Source organism: Microbacterium sp. (assembly GCF_052099035.1).
In the GTDB taxonomy this organism is placed as follows: domain Bacteria; phylum Actinomycetota; class Actinomycetes; order Actinomycetales; family Microbacteriaceae; genus Microbacterium.
In genome coordinates, this window is sequence record NZ_JBQDSX010000006.1 from 44,932 (window position 1) to 65,791 (window position 20,860).

The window sequence follows — 20,860 nt, forward strand, 5'->3', positions numbered from 1 at the left end:
AGCATCCGCGCCCCTCTGGGACGCGCGAATCAGAGGGGGCCTCGACGCTGCAAGGGGGCCTCGGCGCTGGTGATCACCCAGCGAGCAGCGCGAGCGCGGGGGCGATGTTCTCGTTCCACACGTCGACGCCGAGTTTTCCGATGAGAGCGACCACGACGACGAGGAAGACCACGCGGATGAACTTCGTGCCGCGAGAAATCGCCATGCGCGAGCCCAGGTAGCTGCCCGCCACGTTCGCAACCGCGAGGATGCCGCCGAGCACCCACAGCACCGAGCCGTGCGGGATGAACAGCAGCAGCGCACCGAAATTCGTGGCGAGATTCACGATCTTCGCCTTCGCACTGGCCTGCAGGAAGTCGTAGCCCATGAGCGCTACGAGCGTGATGACGAGAAATGTCCCGGTACCCGGCCCGATCATCCCGTCGTAGAAGCCGATCACGAGCCCCGCCGCCCCCGCCATGATGTGGTGTTTGTGACCAGCGAAACGCAGCTTCGTCGCCGCACCCATTTCGGGCTTGAACACCGTGAAGATCGCTACCGCGAGCAGGGCTATGACGATGATCGGCTTGAAGGCTGCGGGTGGCAGCACGGTGGCGACAGCTGCGCCGCCGAAGGAGCCAGCCAAGGCGATTCCCGCCATGGGCAGCGCCGTACGGATGTCGGGTTTGGCCCGCCGGTAGTAGGTGACGCTACTGGTGGCGGTCCCGAACACCGAGGCGAGCTTGTTGGTTGCGAGTGCCTGCACCGGCGCAATGCCGGGAATGAGCAGCAGCGCCGGAAGCTGCAGCAACCCGCCTCCGCCGACGACCGCGTCGATCCAGCCCGCCGCGAACGCCGCGATGACGACGAACACCAGCATCCCCCAGGTGAGCTGTTCGAGCCCGAGCATCTCACCGATTTCCATTGCTTCATTATCGCGCGATGCGGGTGCGCCCGAATGACAGACTGTTTTCATGCTCGATGCTCTTCCGCTGCCGCATCCGTTCGAATGCCGCGCTGGTTCCGCAACACTCCGCCGCGCCACGGGCGACGACCTCGACGTGCTGATCGCACTGCTCTCCGACGACCCGATCAGCGCCTCCCGCGGCGATGTCGCATCGGCCGCCGACCGTGAGACCTACGCGACGGCACTGCGCGAAGTCCTCGACGAGCCGTCGAACGACCTGCTCGTCGTCGAACTCGATGGAGCTGTCGTCGGCACGCTGCAGCTCACCTCGATTCCCGGGATGGCGCGCCGCGGAGCGCGCCGTCTGCTTGTCGAGGCAGTGCGAGTGAGCAGCAGCATCCGCTCGTCAGGCATCGGGTCGGCCGTCATGCGCTGGGTGTCGGATGCCGCGGCTCCCGCCCTCGGCGCCGCCCTGGTGCAGCTCACCTCGGATGCTGCGCGCACCGACGCGCATCGGTTCTACGAGCGCCTCGGATACGCCGGCTCGCACGTCGGCTTCAAATACAGCATCCCCCGCTGACACATCCCTCTCCTCTCCACCGGCGCCCCCTCGCAGCATCGACGCCCCTCCTGAAACACGCGACTACGCGGGGGCCTCGGCGACCAGAGGGGGCGCCGGCGCTAAGAGGTGAGTACGCACCGCCTCGGCGTTCGCACGCGCGACACCGGGCGTTCACCCTGCCCGTCAGAGCCGGTAACTCTCGCGCCGTAGCGTCCTGTGGCAACCCGACTCCGGCGCGCCGCGCCGGGCATCCGAGAGGAATCCACCCTGATGGCAACCATTAATCGCCGCACGCGGCTCGTCGCCGGTATCGCCCTGGCAGCCACGGCGGCCCTGGCTCTGACCTCCTGCGCCGCAGACAGCAGCGCAGGCGCCGGATCCGATGGCGGCGACGCCACCGATGCCGCATCCGCCACCTCACTCGCCGACTTCGGCACCCTCGCCGACCTCGAGGCCGCAGCCAAGGCCGAGGGGGCACTGAACGTCATCGCGCTCCCCCGCGACTGGGCGAACTACGGCGAGATCCTCGATCTGTTCGCCGACCGCTACCCCGAGATCACCATCAATGAGGCATCCCCCGATGTCTCCAGCGCCGAGGAGATCACGGCCGCCGAGACCAACCAGGGACTCGACACCGCACCCGACGTGTTCGACCTCGGCCTCGCGGTCGCCCTGCAGAACACCGACGTGTTCGCGCCCTACAAGGTCGAGAACTTCGACGAGATCCCCGACGCGCTCAAGGAATCGACCGGACTGTTCGTCGGCGACTACGGCGGATACATGTCGATCGGCTACGACTCCTCGAAGTTCGACGAGCCCACCGCGCTCGACGACCTCAAGGGTGCCGACTACAAGGGTGCTGTCGCGATCAACGGCGACCCGACCCAGGCCGGTTCCGCCTTCGCCGCGGTAGGACTGGCAGCCGTGCAGTCCGGTGGGGACCTCGATGACTTCACTCCGGGCATCGAGTACTTCGGGGAGCTGCAGAAGGCCGGCAACTTCCTCAAGGTCGACGTCACCCCCGCGACCATCACCAGCGGCGAGACCCCGGTCGTCTTCGACTGGGACTACCTGAACGCCGCCGCTGGCGCGGACAACGAGAACTGGAAGGTCGTCGTCCCCGACGGCACCGGATATGCCTCATACTACAACCAGGCCATCAACAAGGATGCTCCGAACCCGGCCGCCGCGCGCCTGTGGCAGGAGTTCCTCTACAGCGACGATGTGCAGAACCTGTGGCTCAAGGGCGGCGCACGCCCGGCACGCATGGAGGCCATGACCGAGGCGGGCACGATCGACGCCGACCTCGCAGCCGCCCTGCCCGAGGTTCCCACAGATACGGTCGTCCCGACCGAGGAGCAGTCCACGGCAGCCGGCACCCTGCTCGGCGAGAAGTGGGCCGCGGCCGTCCAGTGACCGCGATCATGACGGGGGTGGATGCTGCGGCATCCGCCCCCACCACCGCCGGGCCGCCACGTGCGGCCCGGCGTTCCGGCACGTCTGCGGCATGGCTGGGTCTCGTGCCGTTCGCCGCCTATGTGCTGCTGTTCCTCGCCGTGCCGACGATCCTCGCGATCGGATCGGGCTTCTTCGACGGTGAGGGCGCGTTCACGTGGACCAATGTCACCGCCCTCGCAGATCCGGTCGTGCTGAACACCTTCGCGAACTCCGCGTGGGTGTCCCTGCTCACCGCCGTCATCGGTGCCGTCGCGGGCGCGCTCGTCTGCTACGCCATGCTCGGAATGAACCCGCAGGGCGCGGTACGCCAGAGTGTGGATGCCACCGCCGGCGTCCTCGCGCAGTTCGGCGGAGTCATGCTCGCGTTCGCGTTCATAGCGACGATCGGGGCCCAGGGTGTCATCACCGTGCTCCTCAAAGACAGCTTCGGGATCAACATCTTCGAGAACGGCATGTGGCTGTACGAGGTGCCGGGGCTGATCTTTCCCTACATCTACTTCCAGGTGCCGCTCATGGTGATCACCCTCATGCCAGCGCTTGCTGGTCTCAAGCCGCAGTGGGTCGAGGCGAACCTGACCCTCGGCGGCACCCGGCTCGGGTTCTGGACCCGCATCGGCATCCCCGTGCTCGCCCCGTCGTTTCTCGCGAGCCTGCTGCTGCTGTTCGCGAACGCATTCTCCTCGTACGCGACCGCGGCGGCCCTCGCCAGCCAGGGATCGCAGATCGTCCCGCTGCAGATCCGTGCTGCGCTCACCAGCGAAACCGTGCTCGGGCGCGAGAACCTCGCCGGCGCCCTCGCACTCGGCATGATCGTCATCGTCGGCGTCGTGATGGCGCTGTACTCACTGATCCAGCGGCGGGCTGCGAGGTGGCAGTCATGAACACACTCGCCCCCTCTCGCACGACGCGCTGGGTCATCGGCATCCTGATCGGCGCGTTCTTCGCGATCCCGCTGATCTCGACCTTCCTCTACACGCTGCGCGGTACCGACGGCGGGCTCTCGTTCGAACGCTGGGCCGCGCTGCTGGATCCCGCGGCATCCGCGGCGATCAAGCCGATCTGGACGGGCCTCGGCAACTCCCTGGTCCTCGCCCTCGTCACGGTTCTGATCGTGCTTCTGCTGCTCGCCCCGACGATGATTCTGGTGAATCTGCGGTTCCCGAAGCTCAAGCCGATCTTCGAGTTCACCGCTCTCCTACCGATCTCGATCCCAGCGATCGTGCTCGTGGTCGGCCTCTCCCCGATCTATCTGCAGATCGGACGCACCCTCGGCACCGGCACCTGGACCCTCGCCTTCGCGTACGGCATCACCGTGCTGCCGTTCGCATATCGCTCGATCCAGGCATCCATCGACGCCGCGGACCTCCGCACGCTGTCGGAGGCAGCCCGCTCGCTCGGGGCGAACTGGCCGACCGTCGTGCTCAGGGTGCTCGCCCCGAACCTGCGTCAGGGGCTGCTCTCGGCATCCCTCATCTCCATCGCCGTCGTACTCGGCGAGTTCACCATCGCATCGCTCCTGAACCGTCAGGTGTTCCAGACTGCGATGGTCGTCGTCGGCAAGCAGGACGCTTACGCACCCGCGATCTTCACGCTGCTCGCGCTGCTGTTCTGCTTCCTGCTGCTGCTCATCATCGGCCGCACCGCACGCGGCAACCGAAAGGCCTCGCAATGACCACTGCACTGCCCGCGACCAAGGACAACGTGCTGCTCGCCGATGCCGGAGACGGCACACGCGTGCAGTTTCAGGGCGTCGAGAAGAGCTACGGCGCGAACCGGGTGCTGCACGGCGTCGACCTCGACATCGCACCCGGAGAGTTCGTCTCGCTGCTCGGGCCATCCGGCTGCGGCAAGACCACAGCGCTGCGGGTGCTCGCCGGGCTCGAGCACGCTGATCGCGGCGCCGTGCTGCTCGGCGGCCGAGATGTCTCACGCGTTCCGACGAACAAGCGCGACATCGGCATGGTCTTCCAGTCGTATTCGCTGTTCCCGCACCTGAGCGTCGCCGACAACACCGCATTCGGGCTGCGCCGTCGCGGCGCATCGAAAGCGAGGGCCGGCACGCGAGCACTGGATGCCCTCGCGCTCGTTGGCCTCGAAGCCTTCGCCGACCGATTCCCCCATCAGCTCTCGGGCGGGCAGCAGCAGCGTGTCGCGCTCGCCCGTGCCCTGGTCACGGAGCCCCGCGTACTATTGCTCGACGAGCCGCTGTCCGCCCTCGATGCCAAGGTGCGCGTGCAGCTGCGTGACGAGATCCGTCGCCTCCAGCTGCGGCTGGGAATCACGACGGTATTCGTCACGCACGATCAGGAGGAGGCGCTGGCCGTCTCGGATCGGATCGCAGTGATGGATGCCGGACGCATCGACCAGATCGACACTCCCGAAGAGCTGTATCTGCGCCCCGCCACTGCGCACGTTGCATCCTTCGTCGGCCTATCCAGCGTCGTCCGGGGCATGGCATCCGGCGAGCACGTCGTGGTGTGGGGCCGAGAGCTGCCCGCGGCATCGGCCATCACCGGGATCGTCGATGTGCATCTGCGGCCCGAGAATCTGCGCTTCACGGGAGAGGCGGATGCTGCGATCAGCGGCACTGTCGAGGAGAGCACCTTCCTCGGCAGCATCCGACGCACGCTCGTGAAGACCGAGTCCGGCGAGCTCGTGCGCGTGCAGCACGACGCGCAGTCCCATCCGAGGTTCGGCGAGCTCGTGCACCTGACGATCGAACAGGTCCCGGTCGCGGTTCGCGCCTGCGGCTGATTTCACCGACCGCCGGCACGACCGCCAGCGCTACAGAACGCGCGCCAGGAAGTCCTGCGTGCGCGGATGCTGCGGATTGGCCAGCACCTCGCGCGGATCGCCCTGCTCGACGATCACGCCGCCGTCCATGAAGATCAAGCGGCTGCCGACCTCGCGCGCGAAGCCCATCTCGTGGGTGACGACGAGCATCGTCATGCCCTCGTCTGCGAGCCTGCGCATCACCTGCAGCACCTCGCCGACGAGCTCGGGATCGAGCGCAGAGGTGGGCTCGTCGAAAAGCATCATGTCGGGGTTCATGCACAGCGCCCGTGCGATCGCCACGCGCTGCTGCTGGCCGCCCGAAAGGTGCCCGGGAAATGCATCCGCCTTCTCGGCCAGACCCACTCGGGTGAGCATCTCGCGCGCGACCTTCTCGGCCTCCACCTTCGAGCGCTTCTTCACCCGGCGCTGCGCGAGCGTGAGGTTGCCCATCACATCGAGATGCGGGAACAGGTTGAAGCTCTGGAACACCATGCCGATACGGGTGCGCACCCGATCGATGTCGGTGTCCTCATCGGTGATGTCGATGCCCTCAATGAGGATCTTGCCGCCGGTGGGCTCTTCGAGCATGTTCACCGAGCGCAGCAGCGTCGATTTACCCGAACCCGATGGCCCGATGACGCAGACGACTTCGCCGCCGAGGACCGTCAGGTCGATGCCCTTGAGTACCTCGTTGTCGCCGAAGGTCTTCACGAGGCCGCGGACCTCGATGGCGGGGGCATGGATGTCGATCAGATCAGTGCTCATCGCTGCCTCGCCATTCGTCGCTCGAGCCACGCGCTGAATCGCGTGAGGGGAATCGTCACGACCAGGTAGAGCAGCGCCGCCATGATCAGCGGGGTCGCGTTGCCGTTCTGCGTCGTCGCGTCGCGGGCGAAGGTGGTGAGTTCCTTCGACCAGATGAAGCTTCCGGCGATGAACAGCAGTGAGGTGTCCTTCAGCAGCAGCACGAACTCGTTGGTGAGTGGCGGGATGATGATCCGGAAGCCTTGCGGGATGACCACCCAGAACGTGGTCTTCATCGGCGACATGCCGAGCGAGCGCGACGCTTCGGTCTGCCCCTTTGGCACCGCCTGGAGTCCTGCCCTGATGGTCTCTGCCATGTACGCAGAGGCGACGAGGATCAGGCCGACGAGGCCGAGGACGACCGGACCGCCGAGATCTTGATTGCGCACGCCGACGGCGATCGGCAGGATGTAGGCGATCGCGAAGATCGTCAACAGCGCGGGGAGCCCTCGGAAGAGCTCGATCCACACCGTCGCGATCCACCGGAACGGTGCGATCACCGACATCTTCATCAGCGCCAGCACGATGCCGAGCACCAGCCCGCCGATGAACGCGACGGCTGTGAACCACAGCGTGTTCACGAGTCCGGTCGTGACGATGCCGGGGAGCATCTTGAGCGCGACCTCGGGGTTGAAGAACAACGGTCCGAGTCGTGCCCAGTCCGCTGTCGCCAGCGCCCACACCGCCAGGGCGATCAGGATCACATATACCGCGTAGCGATACAGCTTCTGCTTCTGCGTGCGCCTCAACGCCATCGTCAAGGTCCTCCCGGCCGACGTTTCCTACCGGTCAGTTCGCGGCGAAGTAGGTGTCGTAGATCGTGTCGTAGTCGCCGCTGTCACGCAGATCCTTCAGCGCACCGTTGATGGCATCGAGCAGGGCTGCCTTCTCGCCCTTCGAGAACGCGAAGCCGTACTGCTCGTCGGTGTTGTACTCCTCGACGATCTTGTAGTTCGGGTCGGCCTTCTCGTGCTCGATGTTCACCGGCTGGTCCTGCAGGATCGCGTCGATCGTGCCGGCCTGGATCGCCGGCCACAGCTCGCCATCGGACGGGAGCTGGAGAAGCTGCGCGCCGGGTGCGTTCTCGGTGGCGTAGGCCTCTCCGGTCGTGCCCTGCTGAACGCCGACGATCTTGCCGTCGAGGTCGTCGATGGAGGTGATGTCGGAGTCGGCAGGCACGAGCAGCGACTGCAGCGAGTCGTAGTACGGGTCCGAGAAGTCGAGGTTCGCCTTGCGCTCATCGGTGATCGTCATGGCCGACGCGCCGATGTCACAGGTACCCGAGGCGAGGGTCGTGCCGGACTGCAGTGCGTCGAATCCGACGTCCTGCACCGAGAGCTTGAGGTCGAGCTTCTTGGCGATCGCGTCGAGCAGGTCGATGTCGAAGCCGGTGTAGCCGGTGCCGTTGTCGCCGCCCTCGAACTCGAAGGGCGCGTAGGGGATGTCCGAGCAGACAGTCAACGCGCCGGCTTCGACCAGCCCGTAGTCGTCGCCTGCGGACGTCGGAGCCGTGTCATCGCCCCCTGCGGTGTCTGAACCGCTGCCGGCGCAGCCGGACAGCGTGAGGGCGGCGGTCGCGGCGAGTGCGAGACCGAGGATGAGGTGACGGCGACGGGTCATGACCGCTCCAAGCTGACGGGGCCATAAGGCCCGCTGACGGGTGTGAGGTTCATCCTGACACGGAGGAGCGCTCAATTCCCAACATTCGCGGGTTACGTTTGCGTTTCGCTCCGCGCCGCGTGCGCCTCAGACTTCGAAATCGACTGCGACTCGAGATGCTACGACGGAGCCGATGTAGACCGCGACCTCTTCATGCGCCGGATGCACCGCGTACTGCTCGAGCGCCTCGACGGAGTCGAAGTCGGCGACGAGGGTGACGTCCCAGTTCACGTCCGGGTAGATCGAGTTCACGCCTGCCGAGATCGAACGCAGCTGTGGCACGACGCCGTGCAGTGCGTTCAGTCGGCGGGCGACTTCTGCAGCCTGGGCAGCGCGCTCGGCGGCATCCTCGCTCGCGAGCTTCCAGGTGACCACGTGACGAAGCGTCATTGTTTCTCCAGTCTCTCGCGCAGCCGGTCGGGCGATACCCGCCACTGCGCATGGAATTCGTCGTCGATGAGGACGACGGGAATCTTCTCCCACCACAGCTCGTGCAGGGCGGGGTCGTCATCGATCGATCGCTCGATGATCTCGATCTCGTCACCGAGCTCGTCCGGCAAGTCGGCGACAACGGTCTCGACGATCTCGAGCGCCGTCGGGCACAGGTGGCATCCCGGCCGTCCGATGACGGTGATGGTGGTCACGCCGAGGGAACCTCGACCGGGTGGCCGGAGGCGATCCACTCGCCGGTGCCGCCGTCGACGTTGGTCGCGTCGTAGCCGCGCGGCTCGAGTGCCTCGACCACGCGCCCCGAGCGGCCTCCGGCCTGGCAGATGACATCGAATGGCTCGGCGGGAAGCTCGTCCAGACGGTTGCCGATCTCAGACATCGGGATGTTCACGGCGCCGGGCACATGCCCGCGGGCGAACTCGTCCTTCTCGCGCACATCGATGAGCGGCGTGCCCTCACGGGTGGCGAGTTCGGCGATGGTGATCGACTTCATGGCATCCTCACGATGATTCGGCGACGAAAACAGCCATAGCTACACGAAGCGCCCCCTTTCGACATGCTCGAGGAGCAGGTCGGGGGCGCTCTGTGTCTGGCCGCTTACTTCTTGTTGCGACGCTGGTGGCGAGTCTTGCGAAGCAGCTTGCGGTGCTTCTTCTTCGCCATGCGCTTACGGCGCTTCTTGATGACTGAACCCACGGAAACCTCACTAAGTCAGGGGCTGGGTGCCGCAGAAAATCGGACACCCGGGTGCGCGGCATGGAAAATGCCTCAGATCAGTTTAGCAAACGACAGACCGTGCGAAGTGCACGTTTCGATCCGCCGGCTGCGACAGGCTCAACCGACGTCGGCGATAGGGCGTTGCAGCGCTTCGGTGACTGCGGTCTCCGGCACACGATAGCTGCGCCCGAACCGGATCGCCGGCAGATCACCAGAGTGCACCATCCGGTAGACGGTCATCTTGGACACGCGCATGAGGGCCGCAACTTCGGCGACCGTCAGGAATCGAACTTCAGGAACATCGGGCATCCCACGTACCCCTTTCTGGTGATGCCCAACTCTATGGGGAAGGCGGGACCCCTGTAAACCCATGGGGTGAATGTGATCTGTGTGACTGCTATGCGCCGAGACGCTTGAGTGCAGTGGTCACGACGTGCTTGGCGGATGCGGCAGCGCGACCGACGACCTCCGCGGCGTGGCTTGCTCCCTCGGGAAGCGGAACGAGCGAGAAGTCGATATCGGGCGCACTGTCTCCGAACGCGTCGACGAGGAACGGGACGAGCCAGTCATCGACAGCCCCGAGCGGGTCGACCTCGATGCTGTAGAACCGGCGCTGCCCGTCCTCACGGACGCTGACCAGTTCGGCATCGCGCAGCACCTTCAGGTGCTTGGAAACGGTGGGCTGGCTGATGCCGAGTTCGCTGACGATCTGCGAGACGCTCGTGCCAGCATCCTCTTCGGTCGACCGCCGCAGCAGGAGCTGGAGGATGTCGCGCCTCGTTCCGTCTGCGATCACGTCGAAGATGTCCGTCATGAAGATCAGGGTAGTCGCCCCGCGCCCGGAGTACCATGACGAAGGCTCGCCGCGATCCGCGTCGGGCCTTCGCAGACGAGTTCGGGGGGCCGCGATGTCGAGCATCAGCGGGTCTGCGTCGTCCCGTAAGCGCGCGAGCGATCTGTGGCATTTCGGCCGTCGTTTCATCACGTCCTCGCCGTCTCGCTTCGCAATTCTCATCTTCGCCGCGCTGATTCTGGTGTTCACGGCGCTCTTCTCGCTCCCGATCGCGTCCACGACCGGCACGGTCACGCCTCTCAGCGACGCGCTGTTCACCGCCGTGTCGACGATCTGCGTGACGGGCCTTGCCACGGTCGACATGGCGGCGCACTGGTCGCCGTTCGGACATGTGCTGATCTTCCTCGGTGTGAACATCGGCGGTATGGGAGTGCTGACCCTGGCATCCCTGCTCGGCATGATCATCTCGAAGAAGCTCGGTCTGCGCGCGAAGCTGCTCGCCGCCGGTGACAGCAACCCGCTGCGCGCGCACGGCGGCGTCGTCAACGAGGGTCAGACCGTGCGGCTCGGCGAAGTCGGACAGCTCCTGACGACCGTCGCCATGTCGCTGCTGGTGATCGAGCTGGTCCTCGCGCTGCTTCTCTACCCGGGGCTGGTGATGGCGGGCATCGACCCGCTCACGGCGCTCTGGGAGGCGCCGTTCTACTCGGCCATGGCGTTCACGAACACCGGATTCGCGCCCAATGCCACCGGCGTCGTGGAGTTCGTCGACGACTACTTCGTGCTGTCCGTGCTGATGGTGGGCGTGTTCCTCGGCAGCATCGGCTTCCCCGTCATCTACACGCTCGCCAAGCACCATCTGCATGTGAAGCGCTGGTCGCTGCATTCCAAGCTCACGCTGATCACGACGCTGATCCTGCTCGTTGCCGGTGCGGCCGTGTTCATCATCCTCGAGTTCAACAATCCGAAGACCTTCGGATCGATGGATGCCGGCGACACCGTGTTCCAATCCTTCTTCCTATCCGGGATGACCCGCTCCGGCGGCTTCAGCGTCATCGACATCAGCGATCTGAACGGTTCGTCGAAGCTCACGATCTCGATGCTGATGTTCGTCGGCGGCGGGTCGGCATCCACCGCGGGCGGCATCAAGGTGACCACGCTCGCCGTGCTCGCGATCGCCGTCTGGTCCGAGGCGCGCGGGCGTCAGAGCGTGCAGGCGTTCGGCCGTCGCATCCCGAGCGATGTGCAGCGCGTCGCTCTGAGCGTCGTCGCGTGGGGCGCGACGATCGTCGCTCTGTCGACCATCGTCATCACGCAGATCACCAAGGCATCCACCGAGGATGTGCTCTTCGACGTGATCTCGGCGTTCGGCACGGTCGGCCTCACGACCGGCTTGACGGAGAGCCTTTCGGATCCCGCGGTCTACGTCATGGCGCTGACGATCTTCATGGGGCGCGTTGGTACAGTGACACTCGCCGCGGCCGTCGCCGCGACGAGCCGAACGCAGCTCTACTCGCTGCCCGTTGAAAGGCCGATCGTTGGTTGAATCTCTCCGCAGCGACGCCCCCGTCCTGGTCATCGGGCTCGGACGCTTCGGCGCCGCGTGCGCGGGCGAGCTGGACCGGCTCGACCGCGAGGTCCTGGCCATGGATGAGAACCTCGAACTCGTCCAGAAGTGGTCAGAGCGGGTCACGCACACGGTGCAGGGCGACGCTCGAAACATCGACGCGCTCAAGCAGATCGGCGCGCAGGACTTCCAGGTGGCCGTGGTCGCCGTCGGTTCCCTCATCGAAGCATCCGTTCTCATCACTGCCAACCTCGTCGACTTGAAGGTGCCGCAGATCTGGGCGAAGGCCGTTTCGCAGTCGCACGGCAAGATCCTCGCCCGCGTCGGCGCCAATCACGTCATCTACCCGGAACGCGAGGCCGGCGAGCGCGTCGCGCATCTCGTGAGCGGGCGGATGCTGGACTTCATCCGCTTCGACGACGATTTCGTGCTGGCGAAGATGTACCCGCCGAAGTTCATCCGCGGCGTGAGCCTGGAGGAATCCGGTATGCGGACGAAGTACCGGATCACGGTCGTCGGCGTCAAAAGCCCCGGCAAGCCCTTCCGGTACGCCGAGGCCAACACTGTCATCACCAATCACGACCTCATCATCGCCTCGGGCACGAACAGCGACATTGAGCGCTTCGCCGGCCTTGATCGCTGATCGCACGGAGGCTCGGGCATGACCAGCATCCAGGATTCACTTCTCGAGGGCGTCACCGCCCGCGTGCTCGACACGCCCCGGCTGCGCGTGAATATCCTCGAACGCGCTTCGGATGCTGCGACCACCCCGGCAGAGCGCACGATCGTCTTCGTGCACGGCAACGTGTCATCCGCACTGTTCTGGCAGGAGACGATGCTCGCCCTCCCCGCCGATATGCGGGCGATCGCCGTGGACCTGCGCGGGTTCGGCGACACCGAGGTGCTCCCGGTGGATGCCACCCGCGGGCTCAGCGACTTCAGCGATGACGTGCACGCCGCACTGAAGGTGCTGGGGCTCGAGACCGCGCACCTGGTCGGCTGGTCGATGGGCGGTGGCGTGGTCATGCAGTACGCGCTGGATCACCCCTCGCTCAGCCTGACGCTGCAGGCGCCGGTCTCGCCGTACGGATTCGGCGGCACGCGCACAGACGGCTCCCGCCTGTCCGACGACGACGCCGGATGCGGTGGTGGCGGCGCGAACGCCGACTTCGTCGCACGTCTGCGACAGGGCGACACTTCGGCGGATGCCGCGACCTCGCCCCGCAGCGTGTTCCGAGCGACCTACGTCGCCCCGGGCTACGAGACCGATCACGAGGACATCTGGGTCGCGTCGATGAACAGCACTGCGACGGAGCCGGGCAACTACCCCGGCGACAGCGCAGAAAGCACGAACTGGCCGGGATTCGGCGCCGGTCGCGTCGGCGTCCTGAACACCATGGTGCCGAAGTACTTCAACGTTTCGCCCATCACGTCTTTGGCGACGAAGCCGCCGATCCTCTGGGTGCACGGCACGGCGGATGCCATCGTCTCCGACGCCTCGTTCTTCGACCTGAACCACCTCGGCGCCGTCGGTGCGATCCCCGGATGGCCGGGCGAGGCTGTCGCACCCGCACAGCAGATGGTGACGCAGACGCGGAATGTACTGTCGGCCTATCGGGACGCTGGTGGAACGGTCACCGAGCTGGTGCTCGAAGGCGTCGGACACTCGCCGCACCTCGAGCGCCCGGACGAGTTCCTCGCCGCGCTGCTCGCGCACGTCGTTTGCCAGGCCTGATCCCATCGCGGGCCGGTTGCCCGCCTGTTCCCATCGCGGGTCGTTGAGCGAGCGGAGCGAGTCGAAGCGGGTTGAGCGAGCGCCAGCGAGTCGAAACCGCTCCCCACTCCCGCTACCTTCCCGCTCCCGCTACTTCCCGCTCGCGAGTTCCTTCGCGCGCTCGAGCGCAGCATCCGTCGCTTCGGCGAACACCTCGTCGAGGTGCGCGTTCTGCAGGACGGTGACGGCACGCTCCGTGGTGCCCTTAGGGCTCGTCACGCGTCTGCGGAGCTCGGCAGGATTTTCACCGGATGCTGCGAGCAGCGCCGTCGCACCGATGAAGGTCTGCTCGGCCATCAGCCGCGCATCCCCCTCGTCGAAGCCTTTCCCGATGGCAGCTTTGGTGAGTTCCTCGATCAACAAGAACACGTAGGCGGGCCCCGATCCGGAGATCGTCGAGAGCGCATCGATCTTCGCTTCGGGCACTTCGACGACGGCTCCGACGAGCTCAAAAAGCTGCTGCACGAGAGTGAGGTCCTCGGTGCTCGCGGCGGCTCCGCGGGCAAGACCCGTGACCCCCTTCCCGACGGTGGCAGGAGTGTTCGGCATCGACCGGATGACCCGCGTCTTCTCGCCCAGCCCCTCGGCGAAGGTAGCCAGGGTGACACCGGCGGCGAGACTCACGACGATGGCATCGTCGCGCAGTACCGGCGCGATCTCGTGGAGCAGATCCGGAACCATCGCCGGCTTCACACCCACGAGAATGATGCGAGCAGATGAGGCGGCATCCGTGTTTCCGCTGGGATCGTCTTCCAGCGCAATGGCCGTGACGTTCTCGAGGCCGTCGAGCGTCGCGGCCTTCTCTGCCGTTCGGTTCGTGGCGACGATGCCGCCGTCGACCTGGATGCCGGAGGCGACGACTCCGTGCAGAATCGCACCCCCCATCGAGCCTGCGCCGAGGAATGCGAGGGACGGAAGAGAGTCAGCCATGCGGCAATCCTACGCGCGGCCACCGACGCTACCGCGGTGCCTCATGCGGATCATAGCGACCGGAACTAGACTCACGGCATGAGCGGATCCGCCAGCAAACACGACCTCGACCTGATCATGGATGCCATCCTGGGATGCTCCGACGTCGAAAAGCTCATCAGCGTCAAGACGTTCACCATCGACGATGATGACCTCCTCGTCGCGGCGAAGATCGCCCTTCCCGCGGAGAAGACCGTCCGAGACGTCGCCCAGTGCGTGAGCGAGATCGAAGAACAGATCTACAAGACCGTGCCCGCCGTGCGTTCGATCTACATCCAGCCCGACATCTACCGTCCTTCGCTGGATCCCGAGCCCCCGACGGACGTTTTCGTCCTCAAGTCCGAGGACTGAGCGCGCTCAGCGTCGCTGGGCGAAGAAGTCGCGCAGCAGTGCCGTCGCGGCATCCTCTGCCACACCGCCGATGACCTCGGCGCGGTACGGAAGCCGGCGATCGCGCAGCACGTCGTACATCGAACCGGCCGCTCCTGCCTTCGCGTCCCATGCTCCGAAGACGACCCGGCCGATGCGTGCCTGCAGAATCGCGCCGGCGCACATCACGCAGGGCTCGAGCGTGACGACGAGGGTGTGACTCTCGAGGTTCCACGACCCGAGGGATGCTGCCGCCTCTCGCAGCGCGACGACTTCGGCGTGACCGGTGGGATCGTGGGTCTCTTCGCGGTTGTTGCGTCCTTCGCCGATGATTCGGCCGGCATCGTCGAGCACGACGGCACCGACCGGGATCTCTCCCGCGGCGGCGGCTTCTTCGGCGAGCACGAGTGCGCGCAGCATCGCCTGCTCGTCGGGGCTGGTCATGCGTCGAGTGTAGTTCGCCGTTCCCTCCCCCTCACGGCGGATGCCGAAGATCAACCACCCGGCGGATCCGCCAGCGCCGTATTCTCGGCAGGATCGAAGACATGGAAACCTTCGCCCCCATCGCCCTCATCTCCCTCGGTCCGATCCTCGTCGCCGTCATCACCTCGATGAACGCGAAGAAGACGAACGAAATGTGGCGCCGGCGTCGCGCCGAGCGTCTCGCGGTGCGCCGAGCATCCGACGCCTGATCCGCGTTCGCGTCGTGGCTGAGCGGTGCTGAGCATTACCCTGTAGTCATGCGTGTTCACGTCGCCGACCACCCCCTCATCACTCACAAGCTCACGGTATTGCGCGATGAGCGCACTCCGTCACCGGTATTCCGTCAGCTGACCGAAGAGCTCGTCACCCTGCTCGCTTACGAGGCGACACGGAACGTCAAGGTCTCGCCGGTCGAGATCACCACCCCGGTCACGAAGACCATGGGTGTGAAGATCTCTGAGCCGCGCCCGATCGTCGTTCCGATCCTGCGCGCCGGTCTCGGGATGCTGGAGGGGCTCGTCAAGCTCCTCCCCACCGCAGAGGTCGGCTTCCTCGGCATGGTGCGCGATGAGACGACGTACGAGCCGACGACATACGCCGAGCGCCTGCCCGCCGACCTCAGCGATCGGCAGTGCTTCGCCATCGACCCGATGCTCGCCACCGGCGGCTCTCTCGCGGCGGCGATCCAGTTCTTCTTCGACCGCGGGGCGAAGGACGTCACCGCAATCTGCTTGCTCGGCACACCCGAGGGGCTCGAAGCCATCGAGAGGCTCGTCGGCGACCGCGACGTCACGATCGTGCTCGGGGCGTTGGATGAAGGTCTCGATGAGAACCGCTACATCGTCCCCGGTCTCGGCGACGCCGGAGATCGGCTGTACGGCACGGTCTGATGCTCCGCGCGCTTCGCGCCGTCCATCCCGCCACCCCGCGCGCTTCGCGCTGTCCATATCTGTTGACGCGGCCGAGTTTTCTGCAGCACGAACAGCGAACAGCAGCGCGACGGCGGCGATAAGCAGCGCGAACAGCGATCGGCCGCGCGACGCCACGAAGGGCAGCGCGACGCGGCGAGAGGCAGCGCGGGGCGCAGCCGCTCAGTCGCGGTCGGCGCCGACGAGCCGAGCGAACGCGCTGAGTCGGGCCACTCCCTCGGGCGTGCGGGGGAGGTCGTCGAGCAGTGCTGGCGAGTACACCAGGAACGCGGCAACCTGCGCGCGTGAGATCGCCACATTCAGTCGGTTCTGCAGCAGCAGGAACCCCGGGCCGCGTGGTGCGTCACGTCCGCTGGACGCGGCGAGCGTCGTGATCGAGACCACGGCCTCCTTGCCCTGGAAGTTATCGACCGTTCCGACAGGAACTCCACCCAGCCCCGCCGCGGCGAGAGCATCATGGACGAGCTGCTTCTGCGCATTGTAGGGAGCGACCACGATGATGTCGGACTCCACGAGCGGGCGCGCATCGGCACCGGGTTCGGCGAACTCCCGCCCCAGCAGATCGCGCACGAGTCGCACGACTTCGGCCGCTTCCTCCGGCGACTGGGTCGCGTTGCCACGGTGCCGCAGCGGGACGACGTGGAGGCCCGGATCGACACCATCGATCGCACGCAGCTCGGTGCCGGATGCCGAGGCCAGCTGCCCCGCATATGACAGCTTCGACACCGGGCTCGCCACGGCCGGATGCATCCGCCAGCTGCGATCCAGGAAGTAACCGTACTCCGGACGGATCACCGCGTCACCGGCCATCACCCAGCCGAGAGCCGATGTGTCGACCGGCTCCGGGTGCGCGCCCTGACTCACCTGCGGAAGCTGTTGCGGGTCGCCGAGGAGCAGCAGTCGTTTCGTGGCTGCGGCAACGGCGATCGTCGAAGCGAGTGAGAACTGGCCCGCCTCGTCGATCACGAGCAGGTCGAGCCCGCCGCGCTCGATACGCGTGGTGTTACTGAAGTCCCAAGCCGTGCCACCGACGACGACCCCCTGACCCGCTCGCTCAGCGAGGAACGAGGCCATTCCCGCCTTGGGAATCGGCGTATAGCCCGGGTCGGTGCCCTTCTCCTTCGGCGCCTTCGCCACCTGCCCCGCGGGAACTCCTGCTGCGACGACGCGCTCCAGCAGCGTCTCAATGATCGCGTGCGACTGCGCGACGACACCGACGCGGAAACCGTACTCGTTCACGAGCCGCGCGATGACGTGCGAACCCGTGTACGTCTTGCCCGTCCCCGGGGGCCCCTGCACGGCGAGGTAGCTGCGATCGAGATCGCGCACGGCGTGGACGATCGCATCGATCACATCAGCACCGGCGGGCGCAAGCGCTCCCCCGGACCTTGTGCGCGGCGGAACCCTGCGAAGAATGTCGGTGGCGGCATCCGCCGGGAACGATGGAGCGGCCTGGTGCACGGCATCCGCCCACTCATCGATTGCGCCCTGCAACGCGACGACGCGCGGCGGGGCCGCGGGAGTGAGCGCGACAGGGAAGTCGTCCCAGGTCTGTCCCCGGACGGCGTTCTCGGCGATCACATAACCGTCGTCGAGGACCTCGACGATCTTCACCCCATGCGGGACGTGCACCGCCCGCGACGGCGCCTCGGCATCGAACGGTGCGGGGAATGGGTACAGCGCGAACGGCTCGCCGCCCTCGCCGAGCGTCGTACCCGGTGAGATCTCGCCGCGGATCTCGATCTCGCGCGACATGACCCGTCGTCCCTCTTCGACGCTCCAGTCCCGGCGCAGCACGGATGCTGCCGGATCCACCCGCACGACATCACGGGTCTGGTCCCACATCGAGAGCGGCTCACGCAGTCGCTGAAAATGCCCGACCCAGAAGCTTTTCGCCTCGCGCGGGTAGTAATCGATCGCTGCCGCGGCGACGCGATGCGCCTCGCCGTCTCCACCGCCTTCGACGTCTCGTTCGGCATCGGCGAACAGCGCGACCGACCGGGATGACGGCGCGTAGACCAGCTCCTCGGGGTCATCCGGAGGAGCAGGGTTCACCCCCTTGTCCTTCGCGATCTCGATCAGCCAGTTGCGCAGCCGGCGGGTCGATACGCAGTCGTAACGGTTGTAGTCGGCGAGATCGGTGAGCACGGCTTCCGCTTCTTCGGCCTCCCCCGCCGCGGCGAGCTGGCGCGCGGTGACGTACTGCACGATCGAGTCGTCGCCCTTCTGGACATCGCTCGTGCGCACCTCATCGCCCATGTACAGGGGCTCGAGCTTCTTGATCGAGTAGGACCGTGAGCCGACGCGGACAGTGCGCAGCACGAGCGGATATAGATCGACGAAGACGCCCTCGCGCAGGAGCTTGTCGACCTCGGCCTCACGGATGCCGTAGCGCGCGGCCATCGCGACCAGATGCGAGGTCTCGTACGGCGCGTAATGATAGATGTGCATGTCAGGATGCGCACTCCTGCGCGCATTCACGAAGTCGAGGAACAGCTCGAGCGCCTTCTTCTCGCCAGCGAAGGTGTGCGCCCACAACGGCGTGTACTGGTCGTCGTTGTCGACCCAGCCGAACAGGTAGTCGATCCCCCATTGTGCCTCGCCATCAGCAGCCCGTTCGGTGTAAAGAGGGTCGCCCTCGAAGTCGAAGAAGATGTCACCACGGCTGGGCCGCGGCAGCGTGTGGATCGCCTCGGGGTGGTAGACGTCGAAGGTCGGTTCGCCGTCGGCGTCCGCTCGCAGCTGCAGTCGCGCCTGCGCTCGGAGAGAGTCGAACGGGTCGAAGTTCATACCCGCCGGGACATCCGTCGCCGCGGCCAACGAGTCGATCGTGTCGATGCCTGCGGCGCGAAGGCGTGCCCGCTGGACCGGCCGCATGCGCGCGACCATGAGCAGGTCTCGCGCAGCGTCTACTTGCTCTGTGCAGGTCGCACAGCGCCCGCACGCGATGATCTCGAGGTCGCCGCGATCGTCGCCCCAGGCCAGTGGCGCGCCCGCTGCCCCGGCAGCGACATCGCGATCGGCGATCAGAGCGCGCAGTCGTGCCCGTCGCACGTGGAACAGCGGCAGTAGATCGTCGACGTCATGAGTGCTGATCGTCCCGTCTCCGAGAAGCAGGTCAACCTCGTCGGAGCGGGGGATGCCGAGACCATCGAGCTGATCGACATATGCCGCAAGCTGCATGAGTGCGGTGACGCGTGCGGTGCGGGCGAGCTTGGAGTCCTGTACACGCCATCGACCATCGTCTTCACGCAGCAGGAAGTCGGCGAACCCGACGAACTCGTCGGTGGCGAACGCAGCCTGGAACAGGAGCCGGGCATCGGATCGCAGCGCGTCACGCGTCTCCGCGACGACGGCGGCAAGAGCCTCCGGCTTCGAGGAATTGACCTTCGCCACCTCGTAGACCGCGTCTGCCCCGAGCCGCTCGCGATACGCCTCGAGCACCTTCACCTCGTGCGCATCACCGAGCCTCGCCGCGCGGGCAAGTGTCGCGTCCTCGGGCTCGTCGACCGCGGCGACACGACCGAGCTTGGCGTCGATCGCGCGCGCCCACGCGAACTCGCACTCGGCGGCCGCTTTCAGGTCGCTGGCGCTCCATATGACGCGCTGCGCCTGAGTGTCGATCCGCATGCTTCGAGAGTAGCCGGGGGTACGGACAGTGGGTGGCGAGGGGGAGACGTTTCGACTCGCCTACGGCTCGCTCAACGCGTTTCGTCTGCGGGCTGCGCCCTCCGCTCAACGACCCGCAGACGGTACTCCGTCCTCACTCAACGACCCGCAGACGGTACTCCGCCCTCACTCAACGACCCGCAGGAAGGAGTACCGAGCTCAGCGCCACCAGTTGTCGCTGGGTGCGACCGGGAGGTGGCGCTTGTGCTCGGATGCCCGATACTTCTGCTCGATGCGGGCTGCGGCAGCAGCATCCACCGGCCTGCCCTCGAGGTAGTCATCGATCTGCTCATAGGTGATCCCGAGCTCGTCCTCGTCGGCGCGTCCGGGCTGGTCATCGAGCAGGTCAGCGGTCGGGATCTTCATCCACAGTCGCTCGGGTGCCTGCAGCTCCTGCAGCAGCTGTTTCCCCTGGCGCTTGGTGAGCCCCGCGAGCGGAAGCACATCAGCCGCCCCATCGCCGAACTTCGTATAGAAACCGGTGACCGCCTCGGCGGCGTGATCGGTGCCGACGACGAGGTGACCGTCGTGACTGGCGAGCGCGTACTGGGTCACCATGCGGATGCGGGCTTTGATATTGCCGCGGTTGAAGTCCGAGATGGAGGCTCCCGCGGCCTGCTCGATATCCTTCTCGACGCCGTCGACGCCGTGCTGGATGTTCACCTCGACGACGCGATCCGCGGCGATGAAGGCGACAGCGGCCTCCGCATCGTCCGCGTCGTGCTGCACCTTGTACGGCAGACGGACGGCGATGAAGTCGACCGTCCCGCCATCCGCACGGACGCGCTCGACTGCGAGCTGGGCGAGACGTCCGCCGAGCGTGGAATCCTGCCCACCGGAGATGCCGAGCACGAAGCCTTTAGCACCGGTCTTCGCGAGGTAGTCGGCGAGGAACTGCACTCGGCGCTCGATCTCGGCGGCGGGGTCGATCTCGGGCTGCACGCCGAGCGTCTGAGCGATCTCCTGCTGAAGCGTCATGCCTCCAGTATCGCCCCC

The 20,860-nt window shown here is 66.3% G+C and carries 25 protein-coding genes; 11 read left to right on the forward strand and 14 right to left on the reverse strand.

Annotation, left to right across the window (positions count from 1 at the left end; translation table 11 throughout):
* Positions 1-73 precede the first annotated feature (73 nt).
* A complete protein-coding gene (locus ACTIAO_RS03255) occupies positions 74-904 on the reverse strand; it encodes a sulfite exporter TauE/SafE family protein (RefSeq protein ID WP_441904835.1) in 831 nt (276 codons plus the stop codon).
* 49 nt (positions 905-953) lie between these two features.
* Here ACTIAO_RS03255 and ACTIAO_RS03260 point away from each other — a divergent pair, with 49 nt between their 5' ends.
* The 5 genes from ACTIAO_RS03260 (at position 954) to ACTIAO_RS03280 (ending at position 5,660) form a co-directional block, all read left to right on the forward strand.
* Positions 954-1,466, forward strand: a complete 513-nt coding sequence (locus tag ACTIAO_RS03260; protein WP_441904836.1) for a GNAT family N-acetyltransferase — start codon at positions 954-956, stop codon at positions 1,464-1,466.
* Between the two features lie 252 nt (positions 1,467-1,718).
* Positions 1,719-2,864 carry an ABC transporter substrate-binding protein gene (locus ACTIAO_RS03265; RefSeq protein ID WP_441904837.1) on the forward strand — a complete coding sequence of 382 codons (1,146 nt, stop codon included), beginning with the start codon at positions 1,719-1,721 and terminating at the stop codon, positions 2,862-2,864.
* 8 nt (positions 2,865-2,872) lie between these two features.
* Positions 2,873-3,787: an ABC transporter permease gene (locus tag ACTIAO_RS03270; protein ID WP_441904879.1), complete on the forward strand. Its 915-nt coding sequence runs from the start codon at positions 2,873-2,875 to the stop codon at positions 3,785-3,787.
* Positions 3,784-4,578: an ABC transporter permease gene (locus ACTIAO_RS03275; RefSeq protein ID WP_441904838.1), complete on the forward strand. Its 795-nt coding sequence runs from the start codon at positions 3,784-3,786 to the stop codon at positions 4,576-4,578. The genes ACTIAO_RS03270 and ACTIAO_RS03275 overlap by 4 nt, the downstream gene beginning before the upstream one ends.
* Positions 4,575-5,660, forward strand: coding sequence for an ABC transporter ATP-binding protein (locus ACTIAO_RS03280; RefSeq protein ID WP_441904839.1), 1,086 nt, complete (start codon positions 4,575-4,577; stop codon positions 5,658-5,660). Before ACTIAO_RS03275 ends, ACTIAO_RS03280 begins: the two co-directional genes overlap by 4 nt.
* 30 nt (positions 5,661-5,690) lie before the next feature.
* Here ACTIAO_RS03280 and ACTIAO_RS03285 read toward each other — a convergent pair whose 3' ends face one another.
* The 9 genes from ACTIAO_RS03285 to ACTIAO_RS03325 all read right to left on the reverse strand — a co-directional run bounded on the left by ACTIAO_RS03285 (position 5,691) and on the right by ACTIAO_RS03325 (position 10,125).
* Positions 5,691-6,446, reverse strand: coding sequence for an amino acid ABC transporter ATP-binding protein (locus ACTIAO_RS03285; RefSeq protein ID WP_441904840.1), 756 nt, complete (start codon positions 6,444-6,446; stop codon positions 5,691-5,693).
* Positions 6,443-7,240 (reverse strand): amino acid ABC transporter permease, encoded by a 798-nt coding sequence (locus ACTIAO_RS03290; RefSeq protein ID WP_441904841.1) that lies wholly within the window; start codon positions 7,238-7,240, stop codon positions 6,443-6,445. The genes ACTIAO_RS03285 and ACTIAO_RS03290 overlap by 4 nt, the downstream gene beginning before the upstream one ends.
* Positions 7,241-7,274: 34 nt before the next feature.
* Entirely contained in the window at positions 7,275-8,105 is an 831-nt protein-coding gene (locus ACTIAO_RS03295) for a transporter substrate-binding domain-containing protein (RefSeq protein WP_441904842.1), read from the reverse strand.
* 126 nt (positions 8,106-8,231) lie between these two features.
* Complete coding sequence (locus ACTIAO_RS03300; protein ID WP_441904843.1) at positions 8,232-8,534, reverse strand: Dabb family protein; 303 nt, start codon at positions 8,532-8,534, stop codon at positions 8,232-8,234.
* Positions 8,531-8,788, reverse strand: a complete 258-nt coding sequence (locus tag ACTIAO_RS03305; protein WP_441904844.1) for a glutaredoxin family protein — start codon at positions 8,786-8,788, stop codon at positions 8,531-8,533. Before ACTIAO_RS03305 ends, ACTIAO_RS03300 begins: the two co-directional genes overlap by 4 nt.
* The gene (locus ACTIAO_RS03310) at positions 8,785-9,087 is read right to left on the reverse strand and encodes a rhodanese-like domain-containing protein (protein ID WP_441904845.1); all 303 of its coding nucleotides are present in this window, start codon (positions 9,085-9,087) and stop codon (positions 8,785-8,787) included. The genes ACTIAO_RS03305 and ACTIAO_RS03310 overlap by 4 nt, the downstream gene beginning before the upstream one ends.
* Positions 9,088-9,191: 104 nt before the next feature.
* Positions 9,192-9,290, reverse strand: coding sequence for a 30S ribosomal protein bS22 (locus tag ACTIAO_RS03315; protein ID WP_003792170.1), 99 nt, complete (start codon positions 9,288-9,290; stop codon positions 9,192-9,194).
* Between the two features lie 138 nt (positions 9,291-9,428).
* Positions 9,429-9,620 carry a helix-turn-helix domain-containing protein gene (locus tag ACTIAO_RS03320; RefSeq protein WP_441904846.1) on the reverse strand — a complete coding sequence of 64 codons (192 nt, stop codon included), beginning with the start codon at positions 9,618-9,620 and terminating at the stop codon, positions 9,429-9,431.
* Positions 9,621-9,708: 88 nt separating this feature from the next.
* Positions 9,709-10,125, reverse strand: a complete 417-nt coding sequence (locus ACTIAO_RS03325) for an ArsR/SmtB family transcription factor (RefSeq protein WP_441904847.1) — start codon at positions 10,123-10,125, stop codon at positions 9,709-9,711.
* 94 nt (positions 10,126-10,219) lie between these two features.
* Between ACTIAO_RS03325 and ACTIAO_RS03330 the strand changes: the two genes are divergently transcribed.
* From ACTIAO_RS03330 to ACTIAO_RS03340, 3 genes are read left to right on the forward strand one after another with little or no spacing between them, the layout of a single operon-like run.
* The gene (locus ACTIAO_RS03330; protein WP_441904848.1) at positions 10,220-11,650 is read left to right on the forward strand and encodes a TrkH family potassium uptake protein; all 1,431 of its coding nucleotides are present in this window, start codon (positions 10,220-10,222) and stop codon (positions 11,648-11,650) included.
* Positions 11,643-12,314 (forward strand): potassium channel family protein, encoded by a 672-nt coding sequence (locus ACTIAO_RS03335; RefSeq protein ID WP_441904849.1) that lies wholly within the window; start codon positions 11,643-11,645, stop codon positions 12,312-12,314. Before ACTIAO_RS03330 ends, ACTIAO_RS03335 begins: the two co-directional genes overlap by 8 nt.
* Before the next feature lie 18 nt (positions 12,315-12,332).
* Positions 12,333-13,406, forward strand: coding sequence for an alpha/beta fold hydrolase (locus tag ACTIAO_RS03340; protein ID WP_441904850.1), 1,074 nt, complete (start codon positions 12,333-12,335; stop codon positions 13,404-13,406).
* 129 nt (positions 13,407-13,535) lie between these two features.
* On the opposite strand, the gene proC is transcribed toward ACTIAO_RS03340, so the two are convergent.
* Positions 13,536-14,375: a pyrroline-5-carboxylate reductase gene (proC, locus tag ACTIAO_RS03345; protein ID WP_441904851.1), complete on the reverse strand. Its 840-nt coding sequence runs from the start codon at positions 14,373-14,375 to the stop codon at positions 13,536-13,538.
* 78 nt (positions 14,376-14,453) lie between these two features.
* On the opposite strand from proC, the gene ACTIAO_RS03350 reads away from it, so the two are divergent.
* Positions 14,454-14,765, forward strand: coding sequence for a hypothetical protein (locus ACTIAO_RS03350; protein ID WP_441904852.1), 312 nt, complete (start codon positions 14,454-14,456; stop codon positions 14,763-14,765).
* A 6-nt stretch (positions 14,766-14,771) separates the two neighbouring features.
* Here the strand turns inward: ACTIAO_RS03350 and tadA are convergent, their stop codons facing one another.
* On the reverse strand, positions 14,772-15,227 hold the full coding sequence (tadA, locus tag ACTIAO_RS03355; RefSeq protein WP_441904853.1) for a tRNA adenosine(34) deaminase TadA: 456 nt from the start codon (positions 15,225-15,227) through the stop codon (positions 14,772-14,774).
* 101 nt (positions 15,228-15,328) lie between these two features.
* Here tadA and ACTIAO_RS03360 point away from each other — a divergent pair, with 101 nt between their 5' ends.
* Positions 15,329-15,475 (forward strand): hypothetical protein, encoded by a 147-nt coding sequence (locus tag ACTIAO_RS03360; protein WP_441904854.1) that lies wholly within the window; start codon positions 15,329-15,331, stop codon positions 15,473-15,475.
* 48 nt (positions 15,476-15,523) lie between these two features.
* Positions 15,524-16,156, forward strand: a complete 633-nt coding sequence (upp, locus tag ACTIAO_RS03365) for a uracil phosphoribosyltransferase (protein WP_441904855.1) — start codon at positions 15,524-15,526, stop codon at positions 16,154-16,156.
* A gap of 201 nt (positions 16,157-16,357) precedes the next feature.
* Here upp and ACTIAO_RS03370 read toward each other — a convergent pair whose 3' ends face one another.
* Positions 16,358-19,825: a TM0106 family RecB-like putative nuclease gene (locus tag ACTIAO_RS03370; protein ID WP_441904856.1), complete on the reverse strand. Its 3,468-nt coding sequence runs from the start codon at positions 19,823-19,825 to the stop codon at positions 16,358-16,360.
* Positions 19,826-20,023: 198 nt separating this feature from the next.
* Positions 20,024-20,842, reverse strand: a complete 819-nt coding sequence (gene nadE, locus ACTIAO_RS03375) for an ammonia-dependent NAD(+) synthetase (protein ID WP_441904857.1) — start codon at positions 20,840-20,842, stop codon at positions 20,024-20,026.
* Positions 20,843-20,860: the final 18 nt, after the last annotated feature.

What these genes read in the sequence shown, in the direction of transcription:
- ACTIAO_RS03330 (WP_441904848.1), top strand. Translation starts at nt 10,220, where the DNA reads ATGTCGAGCATCAGCGGGTCTGCGTCGTCCCGTAAGCGCGCGAGCGAT.
- upp (WP_441904855.1), top strand. Translation starts at nt 15,524, where the DNA reads ATGCGTGTTCACGTCGCCGACCACCCCCTCATCACTCACAAGCTCACG.
- ACTIAO_RS03285 (WP_441904840.1), bottom strand. Translation starts at nt 6,446, where the DNA reads ATGAGCACTGATCTGATCGACATCCATGCCCCCGCCATCGAGGTCCGC.
- ACTIAO_RS03310 (WP_441904845.1), bottom strand. Translation starts at nt 9,087, where the DNA reads ATGAAGTCGATCACCATCGCCGAACTCGCCACCCGTGAGGGCACGCCG.
- ACTIAO_RS03255 (WP_441904835.1), bottom strand. Translation starts at nt 904, where the DNA reads ATGGAAATCGGTGAGATGCTCGGGCTCGAACAGCTCACCTGGGGGATG.
- ACTIAO_RS03370 (WP_441904856.1), bottom strand. Translation starts at nt 19,825, where the DNA reads ATGCGGATCGACACTCAGGCGCAGCGCGTCATATGGAGCGCCAGCGAC.
- tadA (WP_441904853.1), bottom strand. Translation starts at nt 15,227, where the DNA reads ATGACCAGCCCCGACGAGCAGGCGATGCTGCGCGCACTCGTGCTCGCC.
- ACTIAO_RS03320 (WP_441904846.1), bottom strand. Translation starts at nt 9,620, where the DNA reads ATGCCCGATGTTCCTGAAGTTCGATTCCTGACGGTCGCCGAAGTTGCG.
- ACTIAO_RS03275 (WP_441904838.1), top strand. Translation starts at nt 3,784, where the DNA reads ATGAACACACTCGCCCCCTCTCGCACGACGCGCTGGGTCATCGGCATC.
- ACTIAO_RS03270 (WP_441904879.1), top strand. Translation starts at nt 2,873, where the DNA reads ATGACGGGGGTGGATGCTGCGGCATCCGCCCCCACCACCGCCGGGCCG.
- ACTIAO_RS03325 (WP_441904847.1), bottom strand. Translation starts at nt 10,125, where the DNA reads ATGACGGACATCTTCGACGTGATCGCAGACGGAACGAGGCGCGACATC.
- ACTIAO_RS03295 (WP_441904842.1), bottom strand. Translation starts at nt 8,105, where the DNA reads ATGACCCGTCGCCGTCACCTCATCCTCGGTCTCGCACTCGCCGCGACC.
- ACTIAO_RS03290 (WP_441904841.1), bottom strand. Translation starts at nt 7,240, where the DNA reads ATGGCGTTGAGGCGCACGCAGAAGCAGAAGCTGTATCGCTACGCGGTA.
- ACTIAO_RS03360 (WP_441904854.1), top strand. Translation starts at nt 15,329, where the DNA reads ATGGAAACCTTCGCCCCCATCGCCCTCATCTCCCTCGGTCCGATCCTC.
- ACTIAO_RS03350 (WP_441904852.1), top strand. Translation starts at nt 14,454, where the DNA reads ATGAGCGGATCCGCCAGCAAACACGACCTCGACCTGATCATGGATGCC.
- ACTIAO_RS03265 (WP_441904837.1), top strand. Translation starts at nt 1,719, where the DNA reads ATGGCAACCATTAATCGCCGCACGCGGCTCGTCGCCGGTATCGCCCTG.
- proC (WP_441904851.1), bottom strand. Translation starts at nt 14,375, where the DNA reads ATGGCTGACTCTCTTCCGTCCCTCGCATTCCTCGGCGCAGGCTCGATG.
- ACTIAO_RS03300 (WP_441904843.1), bottom strand. Translation starts at nt 8,534, where the DNA reads ATGACGCTTCGTCACGTGGTCACCTGGAAGCTCGCGAGCGAGGATGCC.
- ACTIAO_RS03260 (WP_441904836.1), top strand. Translation starts at nt 954, where the DNA reads ATGCTCGATGCTCTTCCGCTGCCGCATCCGTTCGAATGCCGCGCTGGT.
- nadE (WP_441904857.1), bottom strand. Translation starts at nt 20,842, where the DNA reads ATGACGCTTCAGCAGGAGATCGCTCAGACGCTCGGCGTGCAGCCCGAG.
- ACTIAO_RS03280 (WP_441904839.1), top strand. Translation starts at nt 4,575, where the DNA reads ATGACCACTGCACTGCCCGCGACCAAGGACAACGTGCTGCTCGCCGAT.
- ACTIAO_RS03340 (WP_441904850.1), top strand. Translation starts at nt 12,333, where the DNA reads ATGACCAGCATCCAGGATTCACTTCTCGAGGGCGTCACCGCCCGCGTG.